Below are 22,011 nucleotides of genomic sequence, written 5' to 3' on the forward strand. Positions count from 1 at the left end.
GAGCAAATCCACCCTCGTGACGACGACGTTCATCATTGCCGAGGCTGGCGTCAATCACAACGGCCGCGAGGATCTCGCTTTTGAGCTGGTTGACGCAGCAGCCGAAAGTGGCGCCGACGCGGTTAAATTCCAGACTTTCTCAGCCGACAAACTTGTTCGCAAAGGCGCAGCGACGGCCGAGTATCAGGAGCGCCAGACCGGCAGCACCGATCAGCACAACCTTCTGAAAGCACTCGAACTTTCGCGCGACCTCCACGTCGCCCTGTTCGAGCGCTGTGAAATGCTGGGGATCGAATTCATGTCGACGCCTTTCGACGAGGAGGCAGCCAGTTTTCTCGCCGACCTAGGCATGCAGCGCTTCAAGATCCCATCGGGGGAAATCACCAATGAGCCGTTTCTCGCGCACATTGCCGCGATCGGACGACCGATCATCCTTTCGACAGGGATGGCCGATCTCGCCGAGATCGAGCGTGCGGTCACTGTCATCCGCGAGACGCGCACGCGCGTCGGTCTGCCAGCGCTCGTAACGGGCGATCTGACGGTTCTGCACTGCACGTCCAATTATCCTGCCAATTATGCCGATACGAATTTGCGCGCGATGGCGACGATCGCGGCGGCCACCGGCTTACCCGTCGGCTATTCGGATCATACGCTTGGCCTCGCGGTTTCGACTGCGGCGGTCGCATTGGGCGCAACGGTGATCGAAAAGCATTACACTCTCGACAAGACCATGTCTGGTCCCGATCACGCCGCATCGCTGACCATTTCAGAACTGCGTGAACTGGTGAAACAGATTCGCGCTGTCGAAGCTGCACTTGGGTCCCCCGAAAAGCGACCAACCCAAAGCGAATTGCCGGTCCGTGCACTGGTTCGCCGTAGCATTACCCTTATTCGTCCAGTCCAGGCTGGCGCAGCTATCACTCGCGAAGATATCGCCTTACTGCGCCCCGGTGATGGCATCGCCCCTGGCGCTTGGGACGATGTGATCGGACGGCGCGCCACGCGCGCGATGGATACAGGTACCACCTTGCGCTGGTCCGACGTAAAATGATGCGCGACATTCGATACATCTCCGGAACTCGGGCAGATTACGGCCTGATGCGGGAAACGCTTCGCGCCATTAACCACCATCCCAATCTTCGCTTGAGTCTGCTCGTCACCGGAATGCACCTCGATCCGGCCTATGGAGCAACCGTCCACGAGATCGAGGCCGATGGCTTTCACATTTCCGGCACAATCGCTTCGGCAGAGGATCAAGCCAGCGGCTCTGCCATGGCGCGCGGAATAGCGCGGATGATTACGGGATTTACCGATGCCCTAGAAAAAAATCGGCCCGATCTGGTGGTTCTATTAGGCGATCGCGGTGAAATGTTGGCGGGGGCGATCGCCGCCATTCATCTCGATCTGCCCATCGCCCACATACATGGCGGCGAACGGTCCGGAACCGTAGACGAACCTGTCCGCCACGCCATATCGAAACTTTCCCATTATCATTTCACCGCGACAGCGGAAGCCGCGCAACGATTGCGGCACATGGGGGAATTGACGGAGCGAATCTTCCAAGTTGGTGCACCCGGCTTGGTTGGGTTGACCGCTTCCGCTTCTCACAACCGTGTGACACTTGCGGCTGAGGTCGGCTTTGACCCAACGCGGCCAATTGCCCTGTTCGTGTATCACCCTGTTCTGCAAGAGGCTACCACGGCCGGCGACATCGCAGCATCCATACTAGATCTATTGCGGCGTCAGGGCTTTCAGATAATCGCATTAAAGCCAAATTCGGATGGCGGCAGCGATCATATCCGGACCATCCTGGAAACGTGCTCCGGCCTACCCGACATTCGGGTGGTCACCCACTTACCCCGAGACAGTTTCATCAGTTGGATGGCCGTCGCCGACGTCATGATCGGCAATTCCAGTGCCGGCATCATTGAAGCTGCGAGCTTCGGTACTCCTGTAATCAACGTCGGTATGCGCCAAAACTTCCGTCAACGTAATGCCAATGTCATTGACGTCGAAGCCAACGCACTGAATCTTGACGCGGCACTGCAAGATGTCGTGCGCAAGGGCCGCTTCCCCATCGCCAACATTTATGGGGATGGTATGTCGAACACGCGAATTGCCGATCTGCTAGCCAGCGTCCCCATCAACGGCGTAACATGGAAGTTCAATGCCTACTGAAAGACTATATATTGTTGGCGCCGGTGGCCATGCCAAGGTCGTTCTCGACGCACTGACGCTCAGCGTGCCGCAGCGCGCCGTCATCGTCGTTGACGAGGATGAGCAACGCACCGGCCAATTGATTCTAGGGCATACCGTTCTCCATTACCCTCTCCCTGAAACCTTGGGAGGAAGGGATTTTCACCTGGCGATTGGACACGCTGCAACGCGCAACCGCATGCATAAAATACTTGTCGCGGTCGGCGCGCGCGCCGTCACGATCCGACACCCAGCAGCTTCGATCGCCGCATCGGCCCTTATTGGCGATGGCTGCTTCATTGCCGCACAATCGGTTGTCGCACCATCTGCGCGAGTTGGCGCACATGTGATCGCGAACCATGGCGCGATCATCGATCATGACTGCGAGGTCGGTGATTTTTGCCATATCGCACCCAACGCCACCTTAGGTGGCGGGGCCATAATCGGCGCATCGGTATTGATCGGCGCCGGCGCGACCATATTGCCAGGGGTGCGAATTGGCGACGGCGCAACGATTGCGGCGGGCGCAACGATCGTACGTGACGTGGCTCCCGGAGAAACCGTTATTTTTGCCATGGTTCGAAAGCAGCAGGTATCGGCGTGAACATCGAAGCGATCTCTATTACCCGCGACTCTTCGTTGCGTCAGGCCCTTCAGCGGATGGATGAAGCTGGCAAGGGACTGCTGCTATTGGTTGATACTCAAGGCCGGTTCGAACGCACCATCACGGACGGCGACCTCCGTCGCGAGTTGCTCGGTGGGCGTGATCTTGACGTTAGTCTGGAAACCCTCCCCGCCATGCAGTCCTTGATCATCGATCGGAAGGTGACACGCCGCGAGGCGCTAGCGCTGATGAACACTCATTCGATTGATCATCTGCCGGTAGTGGATACAAACGGCGCAGCCTTTGACCTGCTCGACCGGCGTGAAATTGACGATCAGATTTTGCTCTCCACCCCTCATATGGGCGACACCGAGCAAGCCTTCATCGCAGAGGCTTTCCGCACCAACTGGATTGCCCCTCTGGGACCGAATGTCGACGCCTTCGAGCGCGAAGTTGCCAGTCTGGTAGGCATAGGCCATGCTGCGGCCGTATCATCCGGAACCGCAGCTCTCCATCTCGCCATGCGCCTCCTCGACGTCGGGCCGGGCGATCGCGTATTCTGCTCCACATTGACCTTCGCAGCGAGCGTCAATCCGGTTGTGTATCAAGGCGCAACTCCGGTCTTCATCGATTCCGAGCCTGAAAGCTGGAACATGTCTCCAAAGGCACTTGAACGTGCCTTTGTCGCGGCCAAAGCGGAAGGGCGGCTCCCTAAAGCAGTGATCGTTGTCAATTTATATGGCCAGAGTGCGGATATCGATCCGATCAAGGCGCTATGCGACGCCCATGGCGTTCCGATTGTGGAGGATGCTGCCGAATCGCTGGGAGCACTTTACAAAGGGCAGCCGAGCGGATCCTTCGGACTGCTCACCATATTTTCATTCAACGGCAATAAAATCATCACCACCTCGGGTGGCGGCATGCTCCTCTCAAACGATGGTACACTCATCGAACGAGCGCGCTTCTTAGCCACGCAGGCGCGAGACCCCGCGCCGCACTATCAGCATAGCGAAATAGGTTTCAATTATCGTCTGAGCAACGTCCTCGCCGGTGTTGGCCGCGGCCAACTCAAAGTGCTCGACGATCGGGTCAAAGCCCGTCGCGCAGTTTTTGACCAATATCGCGACGGACTTTCTGGTATTTGTGAAATACAATGGATGCCCGAACCGGAGTGGAGTTATTCTACCCGATGGCTCAGCGCCTGCACCATCAATCCGGCGGGGCCCGTCAATAGCGAGCAGCTGCGCGCGCATTTATCCGACGATCTGATCGAAGCTCGCCCAGTGTGGAAACCCATGCATCGCCAGCCCGTTTTTAGCGGCACAGATTATTTTATGTCTGACAATCAATCCGTCGCCGATCAGTTGTTTCAAAACGGTCTCTGCTTGCCATCCGGCTCCAACATGTCTGCAAATCAGATCGAAAGAACAATAGCTTCGATCCGCACGGCCTTCCGCAAATCCTGAACGTTCAGGCTGAGAAAACGACACAAGGTTGTGTCGTTTCTCTTGAAAGGGATATAGACCGCGCCTGTTAAAACCACGCAGTCTCATTCATGTATGACCATAGCACCTTACATCGAACGGATTAAAATGGCCAAGTTGGTCAGATACCAAGCGCACATGCCACGTTTCGGTAAAGGCACTCTCGCCCTGTTAGCAGATGCGTTGATGTGTCCGATTGCATCCTGGCTGGCTTTCTATCTCCGTTTGGGAGAAATTTCGGGCTTTGGCCAGGGCTTTAACATCGTCTCGATGGCCAGTCTTGCGATCGCGCTGCCAATCTTCTATTTTTCCAATCTCTATCGCGTGATCCTGCGGCATGCGACTTGGACGATGCTGATTGACATTGTTCGCTCCATGTTCATCTACGGCGTTCTCTTTGCACTGATTTTCGCGGTGATGGGAGTTCCAGGCGTTCCCCGGACCATCGGGCTCATACAACCCATGCTGCTGTTTCTCGGCGTCGGCTGTTCGCGGGCCATTGTTGGCTATTGGCTCGGTAGCGGGTTTCACCATCGCAAGCTCAACAACCACTTCACCAACGTCCTGATTTACGGCGCCGGCGCGTCCGGGAGACAACTGGCTAGCGCCATCGCTTACAGCGGAACATTGCGCGTCACCGGCTTTGTCGATGATTTACCCTCGCTTCAGGGTCGGCGCTTGGGGAACATTACTATTCACAATCCAGAGGATCTTCGAAACCTAGTGGAGCAGCTGGAGGTCGAGGAAGTGTTGCTCGCGATCCCGTCCGCACCTCGCGCGCGACGAAATCAAGTCATCAAAATGCTATATGGCCTCAAGGTGCGTGTCCGCACCTTGCCCGGACTGATGGACCTCGCCAGCGGCCGCGTACAGGTAAGCGATATTCGTCCGATCGAAATAGAAGATCTGCTCGGTCGCGATACCGTTGCCCCAGATTCAGCTCTGCTACGCCATGATATTGCCGGAAAAACGGTCTTGGTAACCGGTGCAGGAGGATCGATTGGCAGCGAACTTTGTCGTCAGATTTTGCATGTCGGCCCGACAACACTCCTACTGGTCGAAAATAGTGAATATGCCCTTTATTCGATCCATCAGGATCTGCTCAACCTCACTCGGCACAAGGCTGCACATTCTGTATCCATCATTCCCTTGTTGGCATCCGTTCGTGATGACCGGCGAATGGACGAGATCATCGGTAACTGGCGACCAGATACCGTATACCATGCAGCAGCATATAAACACGTACCGCTCGTCGAGCATAATCCCGCTGAAGGCATTCTAAACAATGTCGTAGGAACGCTGACCACTGCGAAGATTGCGTCGAATCACGGAACATCAAAATTCGTTCTCATCAGTACTGACAAAGCCGTTCGTCCCACCAACATTATGGGAGCGAGCAAGCGAATTGCCGAGATGGTATTACAAGCATTGGCCCAAACGAACACTCGTACATGCTTTACGATGGTTCGCTTTGGAAACGTCCTTGGATCCAGCGGATCTGTCGTTCCACTGTTCCGAAAACAAATTTCTGATGGTGGCCCGATCACGATCACCCATCGTGACATCAACCGCTATTTCATGACCATCCCCGAAGCATCACAGCTAGTCATTCAGGCCGGAGCCATGGCCAAAGGCGGAGAAGTTTTCGTTTTGGACATGGGAGAGGCCGTAAAGATAATTGATCTTGCAAAGAACATGATAGAATTATCCGGATTAACCGTGCGAGATCGAGACAACCCTGAAGGCGACATAGATATAAAAGAGGTTGGTCTTCGACCAGGGGAAAAGCTGTTTGAAGAGTTATTAATCGGAAACAACCCAGAACCAACTCCCCATAACAGAATCATGAAAGCCAATGAGCATAGAATTTCTTGGGAAGAGATATCCCTTGAGATTGACCGCATGATATCATCAATAGAATGCGACGATGTTCATCTTCTTAAGGCAATAATTCATAATATTGTTCCGGAATTCAACAGCACCTCTGACATTGTAGATCTGGTTACCATCCATAAAAAAGCAGCAAATCATCGATGAAATTTGCAAATTTAACATTAGTTTTTTTTATGATGATAAGCACATGTTGCACGGCATCACTTGCCGCGCAACAAGGCGTCGATGCAGGCAATCACCCCAAAAAGACCTCGACATCATCCGATGATCAGATCGATCCGAGATCCTTTGCAAATGTCCGCTTACCCCCTTTTGGCGCTCGCGGTGACGGACGAACTGACGACACCGCAGCCATTCAGGCTGCGATCGATTCCAGCGAGCGGGTATATCTCCCGAAGGGCGTCTATCTAATAAATCCCCAAATTGGACTGCACATAAGGACCGGCACCCAGTTGATAGGCTCCGGTCGCTCCAGCAGCATATTGATTGCCGGGCCGGGAGGAGGAAGCCTCAGCCAGCTCGCCAATTATGGCCCCGGATCCATCATTCGTCGTCGCTTTGCGCCAAATAATCGCAATCCCTATATAGCTTATGTTCGCCTTGCCGACTTGAGCATTGTTCTGACCCACCCGCAAAAGACTATAACTTCTGACAAAATACAAATTGGCATAGATTTTCGGAATGTATCGCGTTCAATTATTGAACGAGTCCATGTCGGCAACTCGCTCCCAATCGACGCAAGCATCCATCGTACCGCGAGCCACGTCTACGACAGCCAAGGATATGGCATCGTCCTCGGTACTGTTCCCAGCAGCCTTATCGATTATTCTGGCGGCGAGTTGAATGTCATTAGAGACTCAAATGTATGGGGCGCATTCAAAGCCATCGTTCTTGATGACGAAATTCTTAGCCCACGCTCGGCAGCGCATGGAACCATTATAGAATATACAGATATACAAGGTGCCCAGACATTATTGTCGCAAGAGAGCATATATACTCGCTCTGTCACATTTCGAAACAACACTCTTCAAAATGTAGTTCCCCAACCTGCAGGAAATGATCAAGCTACTGTACTGCGTATAGATGGTCAGGATATTCGGGTGGATGGCGGCTATGTAGAAGCTGGTGGATTAGCCAATTACCTTATCCGCCTCGGCCCTTTTTCTAAGAATTTAATCGTTTCTTTACAGCATATTAGCTGCACCAACAAACCGATCACGCTGGATCAAGGAAACGAAAATTCTATCTCCTACCGGGTGGATTGCCCCACTATCGTTCGTCGCGCGCCATAGCTCTGTCACTCCCCCGACCTTCAGATAGCCGAGCATGCGCTCTATGGGGTCGCAATGGTGCCCTATGCCTTGTAATCCGTCGCTCCGCCCCCCGTCCAAGAACATCCCCCAGATAGCGCATTTATTCCGCAAGCGACCAACGGTGCGCCGAGGAGGCCTCCTTTTGCCACGTGGGCTCAGACTACATCTGACCGTCGCACTGCGCGGGCCTGGCTTTACCCACCCAGCGAGCGCGCCTCGTCGACGAGCAGCACGGGAACGCCGTCGCGAATCGGATAGGCCAGTTTGGCCGCGTCGGAGACCAGCTCGTGGCGCTCGGGATCATAGCGCAGCGGCTGACGCGTGAGCGGACAGACCAGAATCGCGAGAAGTTCGGGATCGAATCCGCTCATTGCAGCGTCACTCCACTTTCCTCACCCCCATGGTGGCGGCTGAAAAACTGCAACAACTGGGTGAGCAGTTCGGCGCGTTCGGGCAGATCGGGCGATTCGAGCAGCGCCTGTTTCGAGGCGATGTCGAACGGCGCGATCTGCGCGACGCCGTTTACAAAGGCCTCGTCATCGAGCCGGGCGACCGCCTCCCAATCGACGGCATAGCCCTGCGCCTCGGCAAAACGGCGGGCGCCGGTTTCAAGCGCGGCGCGCGCCGCGATGCCGAGCAGGCCATCCTCGCTATCCGCTTCGAAGCCTTCGAGCGAGATCTCGACCTGACGGAAGGGGGTGGTGACATCGAGCTCGCGCACGAGGCGGAAGCGCGAAATCCCCTCGAGAACGATATTGTAGCGGCCGTCCTCCAGCGCCTCGACCTGTGCGATCCGGCCGATACAGCCGATATCGAACAGCGCGGGCGGCTCTCCGCCGCCCTTGGGCTGGATCATCCCGATCCGGCGATCGCGCGCCATCGCATCGCTGACCAGCGCGCGGTAGCGCGGTTCGAAGATATGAAGCGGCAACTGCATCCGCGGGAAGAGCAAGGCTCCCCCCAGCGGAAAGATCGACAGCCGGTTGGGTTTGTCGGCCATCAGGTGAACAGGATGGCGGACAGGCGGCGGCGCTGCGCGGAGACCCAGGGGTCCTCGAGCCCGACCACTTCCATCAGCTTCAGGAGCCGGGTGCGCGCCGCGCTGTCGTTCCAATCCCGGTCGCGGCGGATGATTTCGAGCAGCGCATCGGCAGCGCCGTCGCGGTCACCGCTCGCCATCAGCGCGCCGGCGAGTTCGTAGCGGGCTTCGTGATCGTCGGGATTCGAATCGATTCGCGCCCGCACCGCCGACAAATCGTCGACCGGCTGTGCCTCGCGCTTCAGCGCAAGCGCGGCTTCGGCGCGCTGGATGGCGGGATCCTTTTTTAGCTCGTCGGGGAGCGAGGCGAGCAATGCCTCGGCCTGTTCGGCATGGCCCGCCGCGATCGCAGCGCGCAGCTGCCCCGAAAGCGCGGCCGGATCCTCGGGCGCCATTTCGACGATCTGCGAGAAAATGCCGAGCGCGCGTTCGGCGTCACCCGCCGCGAGCGTTTCTTCACCCATCGCAATGAGCGGCGCGATTTCCTGCTTCAGATCCCCGGCTTCGCTTTGCACGGGAATCTGGCGGAGAATCTGGTCGAGCGTCTGCTTGAGCTGGCCTTCGGTGCGCGCATTGGTGAGATCGGCAACGATCTGCCCCTGGAATACGGCATAGACGGTGGGGATCGACTGGATGCGGAACTGCGCCGCGATCACCTTGTCCTTGTCGACATCGACCTTCACCAGCTTGACGCCCTTGGTGGCGTAATCGGCGGCGACCTTGTCGAGCACGGGGCCGAGCTGTTTGCACGGCCCGCACCATTCGGCCCAGAAATCGAGAATGATGAGCTGGGTCATGGACGGCTCGATCACATCGCGCTTGAACGCCTCGAGCGCCTCGCGTTCTTCCGTTCCCAATCCAAGACTTGCCACGTCACGTCACTCCCTTTGAAACAGGCGCCCAATATGGGGTGCGATGCATCTTTCTGCCAAGCCCTGCAAAAAGCTTTCACAAGGGGGGTTGCACGACCAAAAAACCGCTGCTAACAGCCCCTCACACCCAACGGGGGCCACGCCCTCGGATACGCATCGAGCGGGCGTAGCTCAGGGGTAGAGCACAACCTTGCCAAGGTTGGGGTCGAGGGTTCGAATCCCTTCGCCCGCTCCAGTGTTCCAGAAAATCGAGATCGATATTCGCCTTCGGGCACCCCGGATCGCATTGCGGTTGCCGGGCAGTTTTGCGTTTGGTGCCGGAAGATCGGCAAAACATTGCGCGGCACGCAGGGTGGCATAAGTTACACGAGAGATCCCCCCGCCCACATTGTTGGCAACGGTGTTTGATCCCGTATTTTCAATGTGTTGGGCGAAAATATCCGATTCGCCGCGCCGTGCTTGCCGTGACGCCCAAGGAACCGCATCATTGCGGGCGACGTTTCCAGCCTTTTGATAACGGGATGAATCCATTGCCGATTGCCGCGCGCCTGATCGCGACCCTTTTCCTGCCGCTGCTCATGATATCCACGCCGACCGCGAGCGCCCAGGCGATCGCGCTGCCCGGTGCCGCATCCGCCGCGCCCAAGGCCGATACGACAAATGAGAGTGCGGCGATTCCGCTGCAGAGCCCCGATGCCGAGATCGAAAAACGGCTAAAGGGCCTGTTCACGGAAATCGATGGACTTGAAACTGTCCGCGCGACCGTCAAGGGCGGGGTCGTCATTCTGACCGGCACCACGCTGAGCGTGGCCGACCAGGCCAAGGCGGAGGCGATCGCATCGCGGCTGGCGGGCGTGGTGAGCGTCGAGAACGGGCTGGTCGCCGAGCACCGGGTGAGCCGCCGGCTTGAACCGCTGGTCGCGAAAAGCGAGCAGATGCTGCAGGATACGCTTGCCTTCCTGCCGCTGTTGCTCGTCGCGTTGCTGATCTTTGTCGGATTCTGGTTCCTCGGCCGGTTCCTGACGCGCAGCACCAACATCTTCAAGCGAATCGCCCCCAACGCCTTTATCGAGACGCTGCTGCGGCAGGCGGTGCGCACATTGCTGATGCTGGTCGGGCTGGTGCTGGCGATGAGCGTGCTGGGGGCAACCGCGCTTTTGGGGTCGGTGCTGGGCGCCGCCGGTGTGCTGGGTCTGGCGGTCGGCTTCGCGGTACGCGACACGATCGAGAATTATATCGCCAGTATCCTGCTGAGCGTGCGCCAGCCCTTTGCGCCCAATGACCATGTCATCATCGAGGGATTCGAGGGCAAGATCACCCGGCTCAATTCGCGCGCGACGATCATCACGACATTCGACGGCAATGAGGTGCGGATCCCCAACGCCACGGTCTACAAGGCGAATATCGTCAATTTCACCCATACGCCCGAGCGCCGATTCCTGTTCGAGGTCGGCATCGGTTATGAAAACGACATTGCCGAGGCGCAGGCGCTGGCACTGGCGACGGTAAAGGCGATCGCCGGCGTGCTGCCCCAGCCCGCACCGTTCACGATCGTCGACCGGCTCGACGCCTATACGGTGGCGATCAAGGTCTATGGCTGGGTGGACCAGACCAAATCCGATTTCGGCAAGGTGAAGAGCGAGGCGATTCGTCAGGTGAAGGAAGCGTTCGACGTGCACGCCATCTCGATCCCCGCGCCGATCCAGAATGTCCACGAGATCGTCGAGCACCGCCTGCCCGATACGCTGCCCACCCCCGCCCAGGTGACGCCAGCCGCCGCCAAGACGCCCGCCAAGCCCAGCGCGAAGGACAAGCAGGCGGTGGTCGACACCAAGCCCGACGACACGATCGACGAAAAGGTGAAGGCCGAGCGCGAGGCGGGATCAGACCTGCTGACGAGCGACGCGCCGCGCGAATAGGCGCAAGCGCCCCTTTCCGCGGCATCCCCGCGCCCGACGCGCCCGGCGCTTCCGGTGCCGGTCAGCGCCTGCTTGGGATGCGCGGAACGGGATATCAGGGCGCGAAGCGGTGCTTTTCGGTGATGTCGAGCTGAACCACGCGGCCGTCATGGACGGTGAGCACGACATTGCCGAAGCGCACGCTGTCGAGCGCCTCCATCAGTTTTTCGAGCACGGCATCGATGCGCATATCGCGTTCGGAAACGGGCGTGACAGACATGGTGCTTCCTTCAATCCGCGAACAGGCGCGCGCGCGTGGGACGAAACGCCATGCGCTGGCCGGGAACGGGCGCCAGATGCGGCGCGACATCGATTTCGACGGGCTTGTCGATTCCGGCCATCTGCCCTTCGACGCGCACCCCGCCGCCGCGCGGGCGCGTCTGGGTGACGATGAAGGGAAGCGCCCCGCCCGATTCCTCGACCAGTTCGATATCGTGCGGGCGGAAGAAGAGGCTGCGCGCCCCCTCCCCCGAACCCGTGACGGGGACATCGATCTGGCGATCGAAAAAGCGGACGCCCCCGCCCTGCGAAAGCGTGACGGGAATCCGGTTCGATTCGCCGACAAAGTCGAAGACGAAGGCGCTGGCGGGCTCGTTATAGATCTGGAGCGAGGTGGCGACCTGTTCGATCACGCCGTGATCCATCACGACGACACGGTCGGCGAGTTCGAGCGCCTCTTCCTGATCATGGGTAACGAAGATCGAGGTGAGCCCCACCCGGTCGTGCAATTCGCGCAGCCAGCGGCGCAGATCCTTGCGGACGCGCGCATCGAGCGCGCCAAAGGGTTCGTCGAGCAGCAACAGCTTGGGATCGACCGCGAGCGCGCGGGCGAGCGCGACGCGCTGGCGCTGGCCCCCCGACAGCTGCGCCGGATAGCGATTGCCAAGATGGCCGAGCTGGACGAGATCGAGCAGTTCCTGCACGCGGTCGCGGATCGCGGCCTTGGACGGGCGCTCGCTGCGCTTGCGGACCGACAGACCGAAGCCGACATTGTCCGCCACCGTCATATGCTTGAACAGCGCATAATGCTGGAAGACGAAGCCGACCTGGCGATCGGCGACCTTGAGGCCGGTCACGTCCTCGCCGTTGAATTCGACCGTGCCGGTGTCGGGAAAGGCGAGCCCCGCCATGATCCGCAACAAGGTCGTCTTGCCCGAGCCAGAAGGGCCGAGCAGCGCCAGAAACTCGCCCGGCTCGGCGCGCAGGTTGATGTTTTCCAGCGCGGCATATTCGCCGAAACGCTTGGTGATATTTTCGAGCCGGATGCTCAATGCCCGGTTCCTTTCCCCTGATAATCGAAGCGGCGTTCAAGCGCGGTCTTGAGGATGAGCGTCACCAGCGCGAGCAAGGCGAGCAGCGAGGCGACGGCAAAGGCGGCGACGAAATTATATTCGTTGTACAGAATCTCGACATGGAGCGGCATCGTGTTGGTCTTGCCCCGGATATGGCCCGAGACGACCGAGACCGCGCCGAATTCGCCCATGGCGCGCGCATTGCAGAGCAGCACGCCGTAGAGCAGCCCCCAGCGGATATTGGGCAGCGTGACATGCCAGAAGGTCTGCCAGCCCGAGGCACCGAGCGAGATCGCGGCTTCCTCATCATCGCGGCCCTGCTCGGCCATCAGCGGGATGAGCTCGCGCGCGACAAACGGGAAGGTGACGAAGATCGTCGCCAGCACGATCCCCGGAACGGCGAAGACGATCTCGATATCATGTTCGATCAGCCACGCGCCGAACCAGCCATGCGCGCCGAAGAGCAGCACATAGATGAGCCCCGAGACCACCGGCGAGACCGAGAAGGGCAGATCGATAAAGGTGATGAGGATCGACTTGCCGGGAAAATCGAACTTGGTGATCGCCCAGGCGGCCGCCACGCCGAAGACGATGTTCACCGGCACGCTGATCGCCGCGACGAGCAGCGTCAGCCGCACGGCGGCGAAGGCGTCGGGTTCGGCCAGCGCCTCGACATAGGCGCCGACGCCCTTGGCGAGCGCCTCGGCAAAGACCGAGACGAGCGGGAGGATGAGCACCAGCCCGAAAAAGCCGAGCGCGATTCCGATCAGCAGCCAGCGAAAGCCGCGCGATTCGGTGTTGGGAAGATCAGGTCTGCTAGCCATCAGCCATTTGCCCGGTGCCGGCTCCAGGCCTGGAGCGCGTTGATGAGGAGGAGCAGGACGAACGACGCGACGAGCATCACCGCGGCGATCGCGGTGGCACCGGCATAATTATACTGCTCAAGCTGGGTGACGATGAGGAGCGGCGCGATTTCCGACACAAAGGGCATGTTGCCCGCGATGAAGATCACCGAGCCATATTCCCCCACCCCGCGCGCAAAGGCGAGCGCGAAGCCGGTGAGGAGCGCGGGGAAGATCGCGGGCAGGATCACCAGCCGGAAGGTCTGCCACCGGCTGGCGCCGAGCGTGGCGGCGGCCTCCTCGACATCGGCGCCGACCTCGGCCAGCACAGGCTCGACCGAGCGCACGACAAAGGGCAGCCCGATGAACATGAGCGCGACCACCACGCCGAGCGGGGTGAAGGCGACCTTGATCCCGAGCGGTTCGAGAAACTGGCCGACCCAGCCATTGGGGGCATAGAGCGCGGTGAGCGCGATGCCCGCAACCGCAGTGGGGAGCGCAAAGGGGAGATCGACCAGCGCGTTCACCACGCGCTTGCCGACGAAATCATAGCGCACGAGGATCCACGCGATGATCAGCCCGAACAGGCTGTTGATCGCCGCCGCAAGCAGCGAGGTGCCGAAGCTGAGCTTATAGGCCGCGATCGCGCGTTCGGAGAGGCCGATGGCGACGAAATCGGCCCAACCCATGCCCGCGCTGCGCACGAACACCGCGCTCAACGGAATGAGGACGATCAGGCACAGCCAGCCCAGCGTGAAGCCGAGCGTCAGCCCGAATCCGGGAATGACCGTGCGTCGCCGGCGTACCGGGCGGATGCGCGGCGGCGGCAGGGTGGGTTCAAGGGCCATGGCGGTCACGCTCGCCATATTGGAGGTCAGCGCTTCAGCGCGGCGAAGATCGTGTCGAACACCCCGCCATCGTCGAAATATTTCTTTTGCGCCGCGCCCCAGCCGCCAAAATCATTGTCGATCGTGACGAGATTGAGCTTGGGGAAGGTGGCGGCATATTTCGCCGCGACCGCCGGGTCGCGCGGGCGGTAGAAATGCTTGGCGATGAGTTCCTGCCCCTGAGCGGTGTAGAGGAAGCGCAGATAGGCCTCGGCCACCTCGGCGGTGCCGTGCTTGCGGACATTGGCGTCGACCACCGCGACCGAGGGTTCGGCGAGGATCGAGATCGAGGGGGCGACGATTTCGAACTTGCCGCTGCCGAGTTCCTTTTCGGCGAGCCAGGCCTCGTTCTCCCACGCCAGCAGCACATCGCCGATGCCGCGTTCGACAAAGGTGGTGGTGGCGCCACGCGCGCCCGAATCGAGCACGGGAACGTTCTGGAACAGCTGCGTCACATAGCGCTGCGCCGCCTGTTCGGACCCGCCAGCCTTGCGGCCATAGGCCCAGGCGGCAAGGAAGTTCCAGCGCGCACCGCCGCTGGTTTTGGGGTTGGGGGTGATCACCTGGACGCCGGGCTTCACCAGATCGCCCCAGTCCTTGATCCCCTTGGGATTGCCCTTGCGCACGAGGAAGACGATCGTCGAAGTATAAGGCGCGCTGTTGTCGGGCAGGCGCGCCTGCCAGCCGGCGTCGATAAGCCCCGATTTCTGCGCGATCGCGTCGACGTCATAGGCGAGCGCGAGCGTGACCACATCGGCCTCGAGCCCGTCGATCACCGCGCGCGACTGCTTGCCCGAGCCGCCATGGCTCATGTTGAAGCTGACCTCGGTGCCGTGCTCGGCCTTCCACTGGCGCGCAAAGGCGGCGTTCACATCCTTGTAGAGCTCACGCGTCGGATCATAGGAGACGTTGAGCACCTGAACCGCGCCGGCGCCGCCGGCCTTTTCCCCCGAACACCCCGGCAGAATCGCGATTCCGATCAGCGCGGCGAGCGTGGTGGCGGTCCTGGTGAATCTCATCTCTATCTCCCCTCGTGTCACGCCGACATAACTCAACTATAAAAGTTGACAAGATAGCGTTGATTGGGCGGCGGCTAGATCGGCTAAAGAACCGGCCATGGGTTGACCGGTTCCCTGGCCCGGCTGGCGGGGACGCGGCCGCCCCGCCAGCCCATATCAATGGCGCGGATCCCCCATTTCAGCGCCCGGCCCGCTGGCTGGCGGATAAAGCGTCCACGGTCCCAGCGCCGAGCGATCATCGGGGGTCTGGCGCACGCTGATATTGGCGGCGGCGACCAGCCGATCGAGCAGCCGCTGGCCGAACAGCCATGGCCCCACCCCCGATTCGGCGTTGATGTGGCCGAGATCGCCGACGTCGACGAAATGGCTGCCCCAGAATTTGGCCATGCTGTGCGATCGATCGATATGCGCATAGGGATCGTCCCGGCTGCCCACCACGATCGACGGGAAGGGCAGCGGGGTTCTGGGCGTCGGCCCGAATCCGCCGATCGACGCGCCGATTCCCGGGCGATCGCAATCGGGCGGCGCGACGAGCAGCGCGCCGGCGACCGGCCAGCCATAGGGCTGCCCCTCAAGCGCGGCCCACCACGCCACCGCAAGGCAACCCAGACTGTGCGCGCAGAGGATGACGGGCGCGGGCGCCTTGGAAATCGCCTGCCCCAATTTGGTGACCCAGCTGTGGCGGTTGGGCGTGCTCCACATGCCCAGTTCGACGCGCGCGCAATCGCCGCGCGTATGTTCCCAGAGCGTCTGCCAGTGCGCGGGCCCGGAATTGTTCAGACCCGGAATGGTGAGGACCAGCGGTGTGAGGCTGCGACCGGCAAAATCGGCGTCCGACATGCGACTCTCCATCCTTGTTTTCCGGTGACGGTCGAGTGCGTGACTTCTCGACCGTCTGCGCATTTCCTAACCTCAACCAATTTGGTTGACAATATACACCGGGCCAAATGTGGCACCAATGAGGCGGGCCGAATGTGCCCGCTTTCAAACCGGATTCAATGGCAATTCCGGGGCATGCGGGTGCCGCCTAAACCAAGCTATTGCCGGGGAAACTATTTCTTCCGGATTTGGCGGGTCTCGATCATCCCCCTGCCCGCCCGGCCTTCTCCAATGGCGTATGACGCTGCGCATTGGGGCGAGAATGGGGCACGCCCCATCTGGCGCGCGCAAAGAAAAGGCCCGCCCCCGACGGGGACGGGCCGATCTGTTTCCAGGCCGGATGACCGCGCGTCAGACGCGCATCGGCATCAGCACATAGAGCGCGGGCGACCGGTCATTCTCACGGATGAGCGTCGGTGCGGCGGCATCGGCGAGATGCACCTCGATATTGTCGCCTTCGAGCTGGCCGAGAATGTCGAGCAGATAGCGCGCGTTGAAACCGATATCGAAGCCGGGCGAGGTGTAGTCGCCGGGGATTTCCTCGGCCGCGGTGCCGTTTTCGGGACTGGTGACCGACAGCGTGATCTTGTCGCGATCGAGCGTCATCTTGACCGCGCGGGTCTTTTCGGTGGCGATCGTCGCCACGCGGTCGACGCCTTCCTCGAAGCTGCGCGGATCGATCTTGAGGATCTTGTCGTTCGCGGTCGGGATGACGCGGCTGTAATCGGGGAAGGTGCCGTCGATCAGCTTGGAGGTGAGCACCGCAGTGCCCAGACCGAAGCGGATCTTGGTGGCCGACAGCGACACTTCGACCGAACCGTCTACCTCGTCGAGCAGCTTACGCAGTTCCCCCACGCATTTGCGCGGCACGATGACGTCGGGCATGCCCTCTGCGCCATCGGGACGCGGCACGGTGACGCGCGCAAGGCGGTGGCCGTCGGTGGCGGCGGCCTTCAGCACGGGCTGTGCTTCGTCCGACACATGGAAGAAAATGCCGTTCAGATAATAGCGCGTTTCTTCGGTCGAGATGGCGAAGCGCGTCTTGTCGATGAGCTGGCGCAGCGTTTGCGCCGGCAGTTCGAAACGGGTCGGCAGCTCGCCCTCGGCGATCACGGGAAAATCGTCGCGCGGCAGCGTGGCGAGATTGAAGCGGGCGCGGCCCGCATTGATCTGCATCTTGCCGTCGGCGGCATTGAGCTCGACCTGGCTGCCCTCGGGCAGCTTGCGCGCGATATCGAACAGCGTGTGCGCCGACACGGTGGTGGCGCCGGGCTGATCGACCGCGGCTGAAACATTCTCGACGATCTGAAGATCGAGATCGGTCGCCATCAGGCGGATGCCGCCATCGGCGCTCGCTTCGAGCAGAACGTTGGAAAGAATGGGGATCGTGTTGCGGCGCTCAACCACGGATTGCACGTGGCTGAGGCTCTTCAGGAGCGTTGCGCGTTCAATCGTCGCCTTCATGTCCTAAACCCCCGGACTGGTGATCTGCTTGGGTGGGACGCGGACGCGCCCCGAGCGGTTTGGCAGCATCCTTAACAAGAAAAAGGGCCGGAGCAAGCGGCTCCGGCCCCATCTTTTTCTCCGATCCGGGCGGAGGCCCGGCCGGAAAAGAGGCAGCGCGGGGATCGCGGGGCTTAAGACACGCCCCGGACCACGCATCCGCCCCGGTGCATCAGAAGCGGACGCCGACGCCAGCCATCAGCTGGTGACGCTCAAAGCCCTGCTCGTAGTTCGAATAGCGATATTCGCCCTTTACATAGGCATTGCCGCTGACCTTGTGCTCAACGCCTGCGCCCACGCGCACGCCGTCGAGATGGGTCTTGTCGAGGGTTACGCGGTCAACGCCGTCGTCCGAGGTGATCTTGGCATCGGCGTTGGTGTAACCAGCCTTTGCATAGAGCAGCGTGCCCGGAGCAACCGCGGTACCGACGCGTGCGCCGACATAGAGGTCGCGGCCTGCCTTCAGGCAGACTTCGGGATCAACCGCATCACCGGCACCAGCGCAAAGCTTCTGGTCCGAATCCGAATATTCGGCTTCGAGGCCGAGCACGGCCTTGCCCATTTGCTTGTCGTAGCCGACGGCGATGCCGTAGCCGAGATCTTCCTTGCTGCCGGTGCTGCCTTCAGCGCGGTCCCAGCCGATCAGGCCTTCAACGCGCGGGCCTTCGAACGAACCGGCTTCCTGTGCCATCGCGGGGGTGGCGGCGACAGCGGCCAGCAGCGAAGCAAGAACAATCTTACGCATACACAACTCCATTACTAACAGCCCCGTTGCGGGGGACGACTGCTAAGTGCACCAAATGAAGATGGGTTGCATGAACCCCAGATAAACAGGAAATTCCGTTGCAATTATGCCACAGTATGATGATGACGTCCGGATGGATTCCAACCGAAGACTTTTCATCGCGCGGCACGGCGAAACCGTTTTCAATGCCGCATCACGGCTGCAGGGCGATCATCCGCACACCCCGCTGACGCGCGCGGGGTTCGCGCAGGCCGATGCGATGGGCAGCGCGCTGCGCGCGACGCTGGGCGCGCGCCCGGCGATCACGCTCTGGGCCTCCCCCACCGGCCGCGCGCTCCAGACGCTGGCGGTGATCGCCGAGCATCTGGAACTCGACTGGCACGCCGCGCGCACCGATGCGCGGCTGGGCGAAATCGCGATGTCGGGGTGGAGCGGGCGTTATTATCGCGAGGTGATCGCCGACCATGGCCCGATTCTCGACGCAAAGACCGGGCTGTTCGCGATGCGCCCGCCCGGCGGCGAATGGTATGACGATATCGCCGCACGGCTGCGCGCCTGGCTGGACGACACCGAATCCGAAGGCGGCGACCGGCTGATCGTCTCGCACGGAATCACCAGCCGCGTGCTCCGCGGGATCCTGACCGGCATGGCCGACGCGCCCGAGGCGAACGCGCCGATCGCCCCCGGATTGCCGCAGGGCAGCGTGGTGATGATCGCGGGCGGGAGCGAAAGCGTGGTGGCGCTGGGCACCGGCCGGGCACCGGCATGAGGCGGCGGATCGCCGCGCTGGTGGCTGCGGCCGGGCTGCTTGTCCCCTTGCCCGCCGCCGCACAGCGCGCCTCGCTTGGCATTTTCGAAAGCTGGGGCGCGTTTCGCGATGCCAAGCCGCTGCGCTGCTATGCCGTTGCCGTGCCAGAGCGGACGCTGCCCAACGCGGCATGGCGTGCCTTTGCCAGCGTTTCGCACTGGCCGGGGCAGAATGTCCGCGGGCAGCTGCATGTTCGCCTGAGCCGCGCGGCGAAGCCCGATACACCCGTGGTGCTCCGGATCGGCGGCGCGAAATTCCCGCTGGCGGCGGGCGGCGCGGACAGCTGGGCGGCCAACGCCACCACCGATGCCGCGATCATCAAGGCGATGCGCACCGGGCGGTGGATGTATGTCGACGCGCGCGACGCGAACGGCCGCGCCTTTACCGACCATTACCGCCTGCCCGGCGCCGCCACCGCGATCGACGCGGCCGCGCTGGGCTGCGCACGGCAGAATTGATTTACGACCGCGCCTTTTTCGATTGATCGATCAAAACCGCCTGTTGCCAGCGGCTTGGCGCCTTGTCGGTGCGGTGGATGCAGCCAGCCCAGCAACAGGGGCGTTTCTTGCCCTCCACCAGCTCCTCACAGGTGCGCGCGATGCGGCGCGCGCGTGTCTTTGGCTGTTTCGCGTCCTCGACCCAGCAGATGAACTCGTTGCGGCCGAGCGGGGTGAGGCCTTCCCACAGCATCAATATGTTTGAGTCGGCGCGCAGCGCGGCCTGAAGATCCTCGCCCGCTTCGTGGACGGTGCCATGGGCAAATGCGCTTGCCATCGAGCCTCCTCGCCGTGCGGCCCGCAGGCCGGGTGATGGAGGCTGCATAGCATGGCGGTCTTCGAACCGGCGCCTCCCAATTTCACATCGCGGGGGGCAAGCGGACGGCAAGCGAGGAGCGCGCGAGCCGGATATGCTTGAGCTCGGCCGGCTGGGCCTGATGCCGCGCGGATGCGTTGACAGCGAATGCATTGGCAGGGGTGGCCGATGGACCGGCCCCTTGCGCCGAACAAGCGGCCGTCGCCAGTGCAAGCACGGTGCAGGCCATCAGCAATGAAAGCCTGATCATCAAACCCTCCTTCGCCGGATTTCCGGCTGAATTTTCTCTCATGGGCAATGCGCCGTCCGGGTGCGCTGTGTCGCGACAAGGCTGCATGGGCGCCCGGATCGGTGGATCTCTGGCGCCGGCACCGTGCCATGGGCATCGCCGTTCGCGACCGCGCCGCCGGTGGCCGCAACCGGGGAAGCGCCCATGCATTCGGCCGGAAGAGTCTCCGGGATGCTTTGGGCCAGATACCGGTGCAGACCAGCATTGCCGATGCGGGCCAGTGTACGCGTCCGCCGGGATTTTGCGCGTGATGCGCATCACAGTCGCCGCATCGCTACCGGACGAATCCGCGTGGCCTAGCAAAATGGGCGATTCTGCACTAAATGGCGCGCCATGAACGCCCCCCTCAGCACCGCCATGCCGATTCCCGGCCATATCGATCCTGTGCCCGTGCCGCGCGCCATCACCCCGCGCGAGGATGGCCGAATCGACCTGATCGGCCTGCCGAAGGAAGAAATCCGGTCCTATCTGCTGGAAAAGGGCATGGAGCCCAAACAGGCCAAGCTGCGTTCGAAGCAGCTGTGGCACTGGATTTACAATCGCGGGGCGACGCGCTTCGACCAGATGACCGACATCGCCCGGACGATGCACCCCTGGCTTGAGGAACGCTTTGTCATCGGCCGTCCGCAGGTGATGGAAGCGCAGGTTTCGACCGACGGCACGCGCAAATGGCTGCTGCGATCGGATGACGGCCAGGATTATGAAATGGTCTTCATCCCCGATGCCGACCGGGGCACGCTGTGCGTCTCGTCGCAGGTGGGCTGCACGCTCAACTGCCGATTCTGCCACACCGGCACGATGCGCCTCGTGCGCAACCTGACGCCGGGCGAGATCGTCGGTCAGGTGATGCTGGCGCGCGATTCGCTCGACGAATGGCCGAGCCAGCCCGATGGCCGCATGCTCACCAACATCGTGATGATGGGCATGGGCGAGCCGCTGTATAATTTCGACAATGTCCGCGACGCGCTGAAGCTGATCATGGACGGCGACGGGCTGGCGCTGTCGAAGCGACGGATCACGCTGTCAACTTCGGGCGTCGTGCCGATGATGGCGCGCGCGGGCGAGGAAATCGGCGTCAACCTGGCGGTGTCGCTCCATGCCGTGACCAAGGAGGTGCGCGACGAGATCGTCCCGATCAACCGCAAATACGGGATCGAGGAACTGCTGCAGGCCTGTGCCGACTATCCCGGCGCGAACAATGCCCGGCGCATCACCTTCGAATATGTGATGCTGAAGGACAAGAACGACAGCGACGAGGAAGCGCGCGAGCTCGTCCGCCTCATCCGCAAGTACAAGCTGCCCGCCAAGGTGAACCTCATCCCGTTCAACCCCTGGCCCGGCGCGCCCTATGACACCTCGACGCCCGAACGCGTCCGCGCGTTCAGCAACATCATCTTCGAAGCGGGCATTTCAGCCCCCGTGCGCACCCCGCGTGGGCGCGACATCGACGCGGCGTGCGGCCAGCTGAAGACCACGTCGGAAAAGAAGAGCCGCGCCGAGCTGGACCGGCTGGCCGAAGAGAAACAGGCAGCCCTCGGATAAACCAGAGGCGGCCCCGCGCGGCCGCCAAGGGTT

At 61.2% G+C, this 22,011-nt stretch carries 23 protein-coding genes and 1 tRNA gene; 11 read left to right on the plus strand and 13 right to left on the minus strand.

All coding sequences use genetic code 11. The features are described 5' to 3' along the window. The first annotated feature begins 16 nt into the window (after positions 1-16). The 6 genes from neuB to QYC26_RS08670 all read left to right on the plus strand — a co-directional run bounded on the left by neuB (position 17) and on the right by QYC26_RS08670 (position 7,469). Positions 17-1,051 (plus strand): N-acetylneuraminate synthase, encoded by a 1,035-nt coding sequence (gene neuB / locus QYC26_RS08645; RefSeq protein ID WP_317511829.1) that lies wholly within the window; start codon positions 17-19, stop codon positions 1,049-1,051. Then, a complete protein-coding gene (gene neuC / locus QYC26_RS08650; RefSeq protein ID WP_317511830.1) occupies positions 1,048-2,178 on the plus strand; it encodes a UDP-N-acetylglucosamine 2-epimerase in 1,131 nt (376 codons plus the stop codon). Before neuB ends, neuC begins: the two co-directional genes overlap by 4 nt. Next, on the plus strand, positions 2,168-2,800 hold the full coding sequence (locus QYC26_RS08655) for an acetyltransferase (protein ID WP_317511831.1): 633 nt from the start codon (positions 2,168-2,170) through the stop codon (positions 2,798-2,800). Before neuC ends, QYC26_RS08655 begins: the two co-directional genes overlap by 11 nt. After that, the gene (locus QYC26_RS08660) at positions 2,797-4,266 is read left to right on the plus strand and encodes an aminotransferase class I/II-fold pyridoxal phosphate-dependent enzyme (protein WP_317511832.1); all 1,470 of its coding nucleotides are present in this window, start codon (positions 2,797-2,799) and stop codon (positions 4,264-4,266) included. The genes QYC26_RS08655 and QYC26_RS08660 overlap by 4 nt, the downstream gene beginning before the upstream one ends. A 126-nt stretch (positions 4,267-4,392) precedes the next feature. Beyond that, entirely contained in the window at positions 4,393-6,321 is a 1,929-nt protein-coding gene (locus QYC26_RS08665) for a nucleoside-diphosphate sugar epimerase/dehydratase (protein WP_317511833.1), read from the plus strand. After that, the gene (locus QYC26_RS08670; RefSeq protein ID WP_317511834.1) at positions 6,318-7,469 is read left to right on the plus strand and encodes a glycosyl hydrolase family 28-related protein; all 1,152 of its coding nucleotides are present in this window, start codon (positions 6,318-6,320) and stop codon (positions 7,467-7,469) included. Before QYC26_RS08665 ends, QYC26_RS08670 begins: the two co-directional genes overlap by 4 nt. Before the next feature lie 215 nt (positions 7,470-7,684). Here QYC26_RS08670 and QYC26_RS08675 read toward each other — a convergent pair whose 3' ends face one another. From QYC26_RS08675 to QYC26_RS08685, 3 genes are read right to left on the minus strand one after another with little or no spacing between them, the layout of a single operon-like run. Next, a complete protein-coding gene (locus tag QYC26_RS08675) occupies positions 7,685-7,861 on the minus strand; it encodes a Trm112 family protein (protein WP_317511835.1) in 177 nt (58 codons plus the stop codon). After that, the gene (locus QYC26_RS08680; protein ID WP_317511836.1) at positions 7,858-8,490 is read right to left on the minus strand and encodes an LON peptidase substrate-binding domain-containing protein; all 633 of its coding nucleotides are present in this window, start codon (positions 8,488-8,490) and stop codon (positions 7,858-7,860) included. The genes QYC26_RS08675 and QYC26_RS08680 overlap by 4 nt, the downstream gene beginning before the upstream one ends. Continuing rightward, positions 8,490-9,401, minus strand: a complete 912-nt coding sequence (locus tag QYC26_RS08685; protein WP_317511837.1) for a tetratricopeptide repeat protein — start codon at positions 9,399-9,401, stop codon at positions 8,490-8,492. Before QYC26_RS08685 ends, QYC26_RS08680 begins: the two co-directional genes overlap by 1 nt. A 160-nt stretch (positions 9,402-9,561) precedes the next feature. On the opposite strand from QYC26_RS08685, the gene QYC26_RS08690 reads away from it, so the two are divergent. Both QYC26_RS08690 and QYC26_RS08695 read left to right on the plus strand, forming a co-directional pair. Continuing rightward, positions 9,562-9,636, plus strand: a tRNA-Gly gene (locus QYC26_RS08690). 295 nt (positions 9,637-9,931) lie between these two features. Further along, on the plus strand, positions 9,932-11,320 hold the full coding sequence (locus tag QYC26_RS08695) for a mechanosensitive ion channel family protein (RefSeq protein WP_317511838.1): 1,389 nt from the start codon (positions 9,932-9,934) through the stop codon (positions 11,318-11,320). Between the two features lie 94 nt (positions 11,321-11,414). On the opposite strand, the gene QYC26_RS08700 is transcribed toward QYC26_RS08695, so the two are convergent. From QYC26_RS08700 to QYC26_RS08735, 8 genes are all read right to left on the minus strand, one after another. Beyond that, a complete protein-coding gene (locus QYC26_RS08700; RefSeq protein WP_317511839.1) occupies positions 11,415-11,579 on the minus strand; it encodes a YezD family protein in 165 nt (54 codons plus the stop codon). A gap of 10 nt (positions 11,580-11,589) precedes the next feature. Further along, a complete protein-coding gene (locus QYC26_RS08705) occupies positions 11,590-12,630 on the minus strand; it encodes a sulfate/molybdate ABC transporter ATP-binding protein (protein ID WP_317511840.1) in 1,041 nt (346 codons plus the stop codon). Continuing rightward, positions 12,627-13,475 carry a sulfate ABC transporter permease subunit CysW gene (cysW, locus tag QYC26_RS08710; protein WP_317511841.1) on the minus strand — a complete coding sequence of 283 codons (849 nt, stop codon included), beginning with the start codon at positions 13,473-13,475 and terminating at the stop codon, positions 12,627-12,629. Before cysW ends, QYC26_RS08705 begins: the two co-directional genes overlap by 4 nt. Beyond that, entirely contained in the window at positions 13,475-14,341 is an 867-nt protein-coding gene (cysT, locus tag QYC26_RS08715; protein ID WP_317511842.1) for a sulfate ABC transporter permease subunit CysT, read from the minus strand. Before cysT ends, cysW begins: the two co-directional genes overlap by 1 nt. Positions 14,342-14,367: 26 nt before the next feature. Continuing rightward, positions 14,368-15,399: a sulfate ABC transporter substrate-binding protein gene (locus QYC26_RS08720; RefSeq protein WP_317511843.1), complete on the minus strand. Its 1,032-nt coding sequence runs from the start codon at positions 15,397-15,399 to the stop codon at positions 14,368-14,370. A 156-nt stretch (positions 15,400-15,555) separates the two neighbouring features. Beyond that, positions 15,556-16,239, minus strand: a complete 684-nt coding sequence (locus QYC26_RS08725) for an RBBP9/YdeN family alpha/beta hydrolase (protein ID WP_317511844.1) — start codon at positions 16,237-16,239, stop codon at positions 15,556-15,558. A gap of 390 nt (positions 16,240-16,629) precedes the next feature. After that, complete coding sequence (gene dnaN / locus QYC26_RS08730) at positions 16,630-17,742, minus strand: DNA polymerase III subunit beta (protein WP_317511845.1); 1,113 nt, start codon at positions 17,740-17,742, stop codon at positions 16,630-16,632. 211 nt (positions 17,743-17,953) lie between these two features. After that, a complete protein-coding gene (locus QYC26_RS08735) occupies positions 17,954-18,526 on the minus strand; it encodes a porin family protein (RefSeq protein WP_317511846.1) in 573 nt (190 codons plus the stop codon). A 106-nt stretch (positions 18,527-18,632) separates the two neighbouring features. Here QYC26_RS08735 and QYC26_RS08740 point away from each other — a divergent pair, with 106 nt between their 5' ends. Together QYC26_RS08740 and QYC26_RS08745 are read left to right on the plus strand one after the other, a co-directional pair. Beyond that, the gene (locus QYC26_RS08740) at positions 18,633-19,295 is read left to right on the plus strand and encodes a histidine phosphatase family protein (RefSeq protein ID WP_317511847.1); all 663 of its coding nucleotides are present in this window, start codon (positions 18,633-18,635) and stop codon (positions 19,293-19,295) included. Next, on the plus strand, positions 19,292-19,792 hold the full coding sequence (locus QYC26_RS08745; RefSeq protein ID WP_317511848.1) for a hypothetical protein: 501 nt from the start codon (positions 19,292-19,294) through the stop codon (positions 19,790-19,792). The genes QYC26_RS08740 and QYC26_RS08745 overlap by 4 nt, the downstream gene beginning before the upstream one ends. 1 nt (position 19,793) lies before the next feature. On the opposite strand, the gene QYC26_RS08750 is transcribed toward QYC26_RS08745, so the two are convergent. Both QYC26_RS08750 and QYC26_RS08755 read right to left on the minus strand, forming a co-directional pair. Next, positions 19,794-20,108 (minus strand): YdeI/OmpD-associated family protein, encoded by a 315-nt coding sequence (locus QYC26_RS08750; protein ID WP_317511849.1) that lies wholly within the window; start codon positions 20,106-20,108, stop codon positions 19,794-19,796. Positions 20,109-20,190: 82 nt separating this feature from the next. After that, positions 20,191-20,397 (minus strand): hypothetical protein, encoded by a 207-nt coding sequence (locus tag QYC26_RS08755; RefSeq protein ID WP_317511850.1) that lies wholly within the window; start codon positions 20,395-20,397, stop codon positions 20,191-20,193. A gap of 372 nt (positions 20,398-20,769) precedes the next feature. Here QYC26_RS08755 and rlmN point away from each other — a divergent pair, with 372 nt between their 5' ends. Continuing rightward, positions 20,770-21,978 carry a 23S rRNA (adenine(2503)-C(2))-methyltransferase RlmN gene (rlmN, locus tag QYC26_RS08760; RefSeq protein WP_317511851.1) on the plus strand — a complete coding sequence of 403 codons (1,209 nt, stop codon included), beginning with the start codon at positions 20,770-20,772 and terminating at the stop codon, positions 21,976-21,978. Positions 21,979-22,011: the final 33 nt, after the last annotated feature.

It is taken from the genome of Sphingomonas sp. C3-2 (assembly GCF_033025475.1).
Classification (GTDB): Bacteria; Pseudomonadota; Alphaproteobacteria; order Sphingomonadales; family Sphingomonadaceae; genus Sphingobium_A.

Coding starts and splice junctions, on each gene's coding strand:
- neuC (WP_317511830.1), top strand. CDS start 1,048: ATGATGCGCGACATTCGATACATCTCCGGAACTCGGGCAGATTACGGC.
- QYC26_RS08720 (WP_317511843.1), bottom strand. CDS start 15,399: ATGAGATTCACCAGGACCGCCACCACGCTCGCCGCGCTGATCGGAATC.
- QYC26_RS08700 (WP_317511839.1), bottom strand. CDS start 11,579: ATGTCTGTCACGCCCGTTTCCGAACGCGATATGCGCATCGATGCCGTG.
- QYC26_RS08665 (WP_317511833.1), top strand. CDS start 4,393: ATGGCCAAGTTGGTCAGATACCAAGCGCACATGCCACGTTTCGGTAAA.
- QYC26_RS08745 (WP_317511848.1), top strand. CDS start 19,292: ATGAGGCGGCGGATCGCCGCGCTGGTGGCTGCGGCCGGGCTGCTTGTC.
- cysT (WP_317511842.1), bottom strand. CDS start 14,341: ATGGCCCTTGAACCCACCCTGCCGCCGCCGCGCATCCGCCCGGTACGC.
- QYC26_RS08655 (WP_317511831.1), top strand. CDS start 2,168: ATGCCTACTGAAAGACTATATATTGTTGGCGCCGGTGGCCATGCCAAG.
- QYC26_RS08755 (WP_317511850.1), bottom strand. CDS start 20,397: ATGATCAGGCTTTCATTGCTGATGGCCTGCACCGTGCTTGCACTGGCG.
- QYC26_RS08725 (WP_317511844.1), bottom strand. CDS start 16,239: ATGTCGGACGCCGATTTTGCCGGTCGCAGCCTCACACCGCTGGTCCTC.
- dnaN (WP_317511845.1), bottom strand. CDS start 17,742: ATGAAGGCGACGATTGAACGCGCAACGCTCCTGAAGAGCCTCAGCCAC.
- QYC26_RS08670 (WP_317511834.1), top strand. CDS start 6,318: ATGAAATTTGCAAATTTAACATTAGTTTTTTTTATGATGATAAGCACA.
- rlmN (WP_317511851.1), top strand. CDS start 20,770: ATGAACGCCCCCCTCAGCACCGCCATGCCGATTCCCGGCCATATCGAT.
- QYC26_RS08750 (WP_317511849.1), bottom strand. CDS start 20,108: ATGGCAAGCGCATTTGCCCATGGCACCGTCCACGAAGCGGGCGAGGAT.
- QYC26_RS08675 (WP_317511835.1), bottom strand. CDS start 7,861: ATGAGCGGATTCGATCCCGAACTTCTCGCGATTCTGGTCTGTCCGCTC.
- cysW (WP_317511841.1), bottom strand. CDS start 13,475: ATGGCTAGCAGACCTGATCTTCCCAACACCGAATCGCGCGGCTTTCGC.
- QYC26_RS08735 (WP_317511846.1), bottom strand. CDS start 18,526: ATGCGTAAGATTGTTCTTGCTTCGCTGCTGGCCGCTGTCGCCGCCACC.
- QYC26_RS08680 (WP_317511836.1), bottom strand. CDS start 8,490: ATGGCCGACAAACCCAACCGGCTGTCGATCTTTCCGCTGGGGGGAGCC.
- QYC26_RS08740 (WP_317511847.1), top strand. CDS start 18,633: ATGCCACAGTATGATGATGACGTCCGGATGGATTCCAACCGAAGACTT.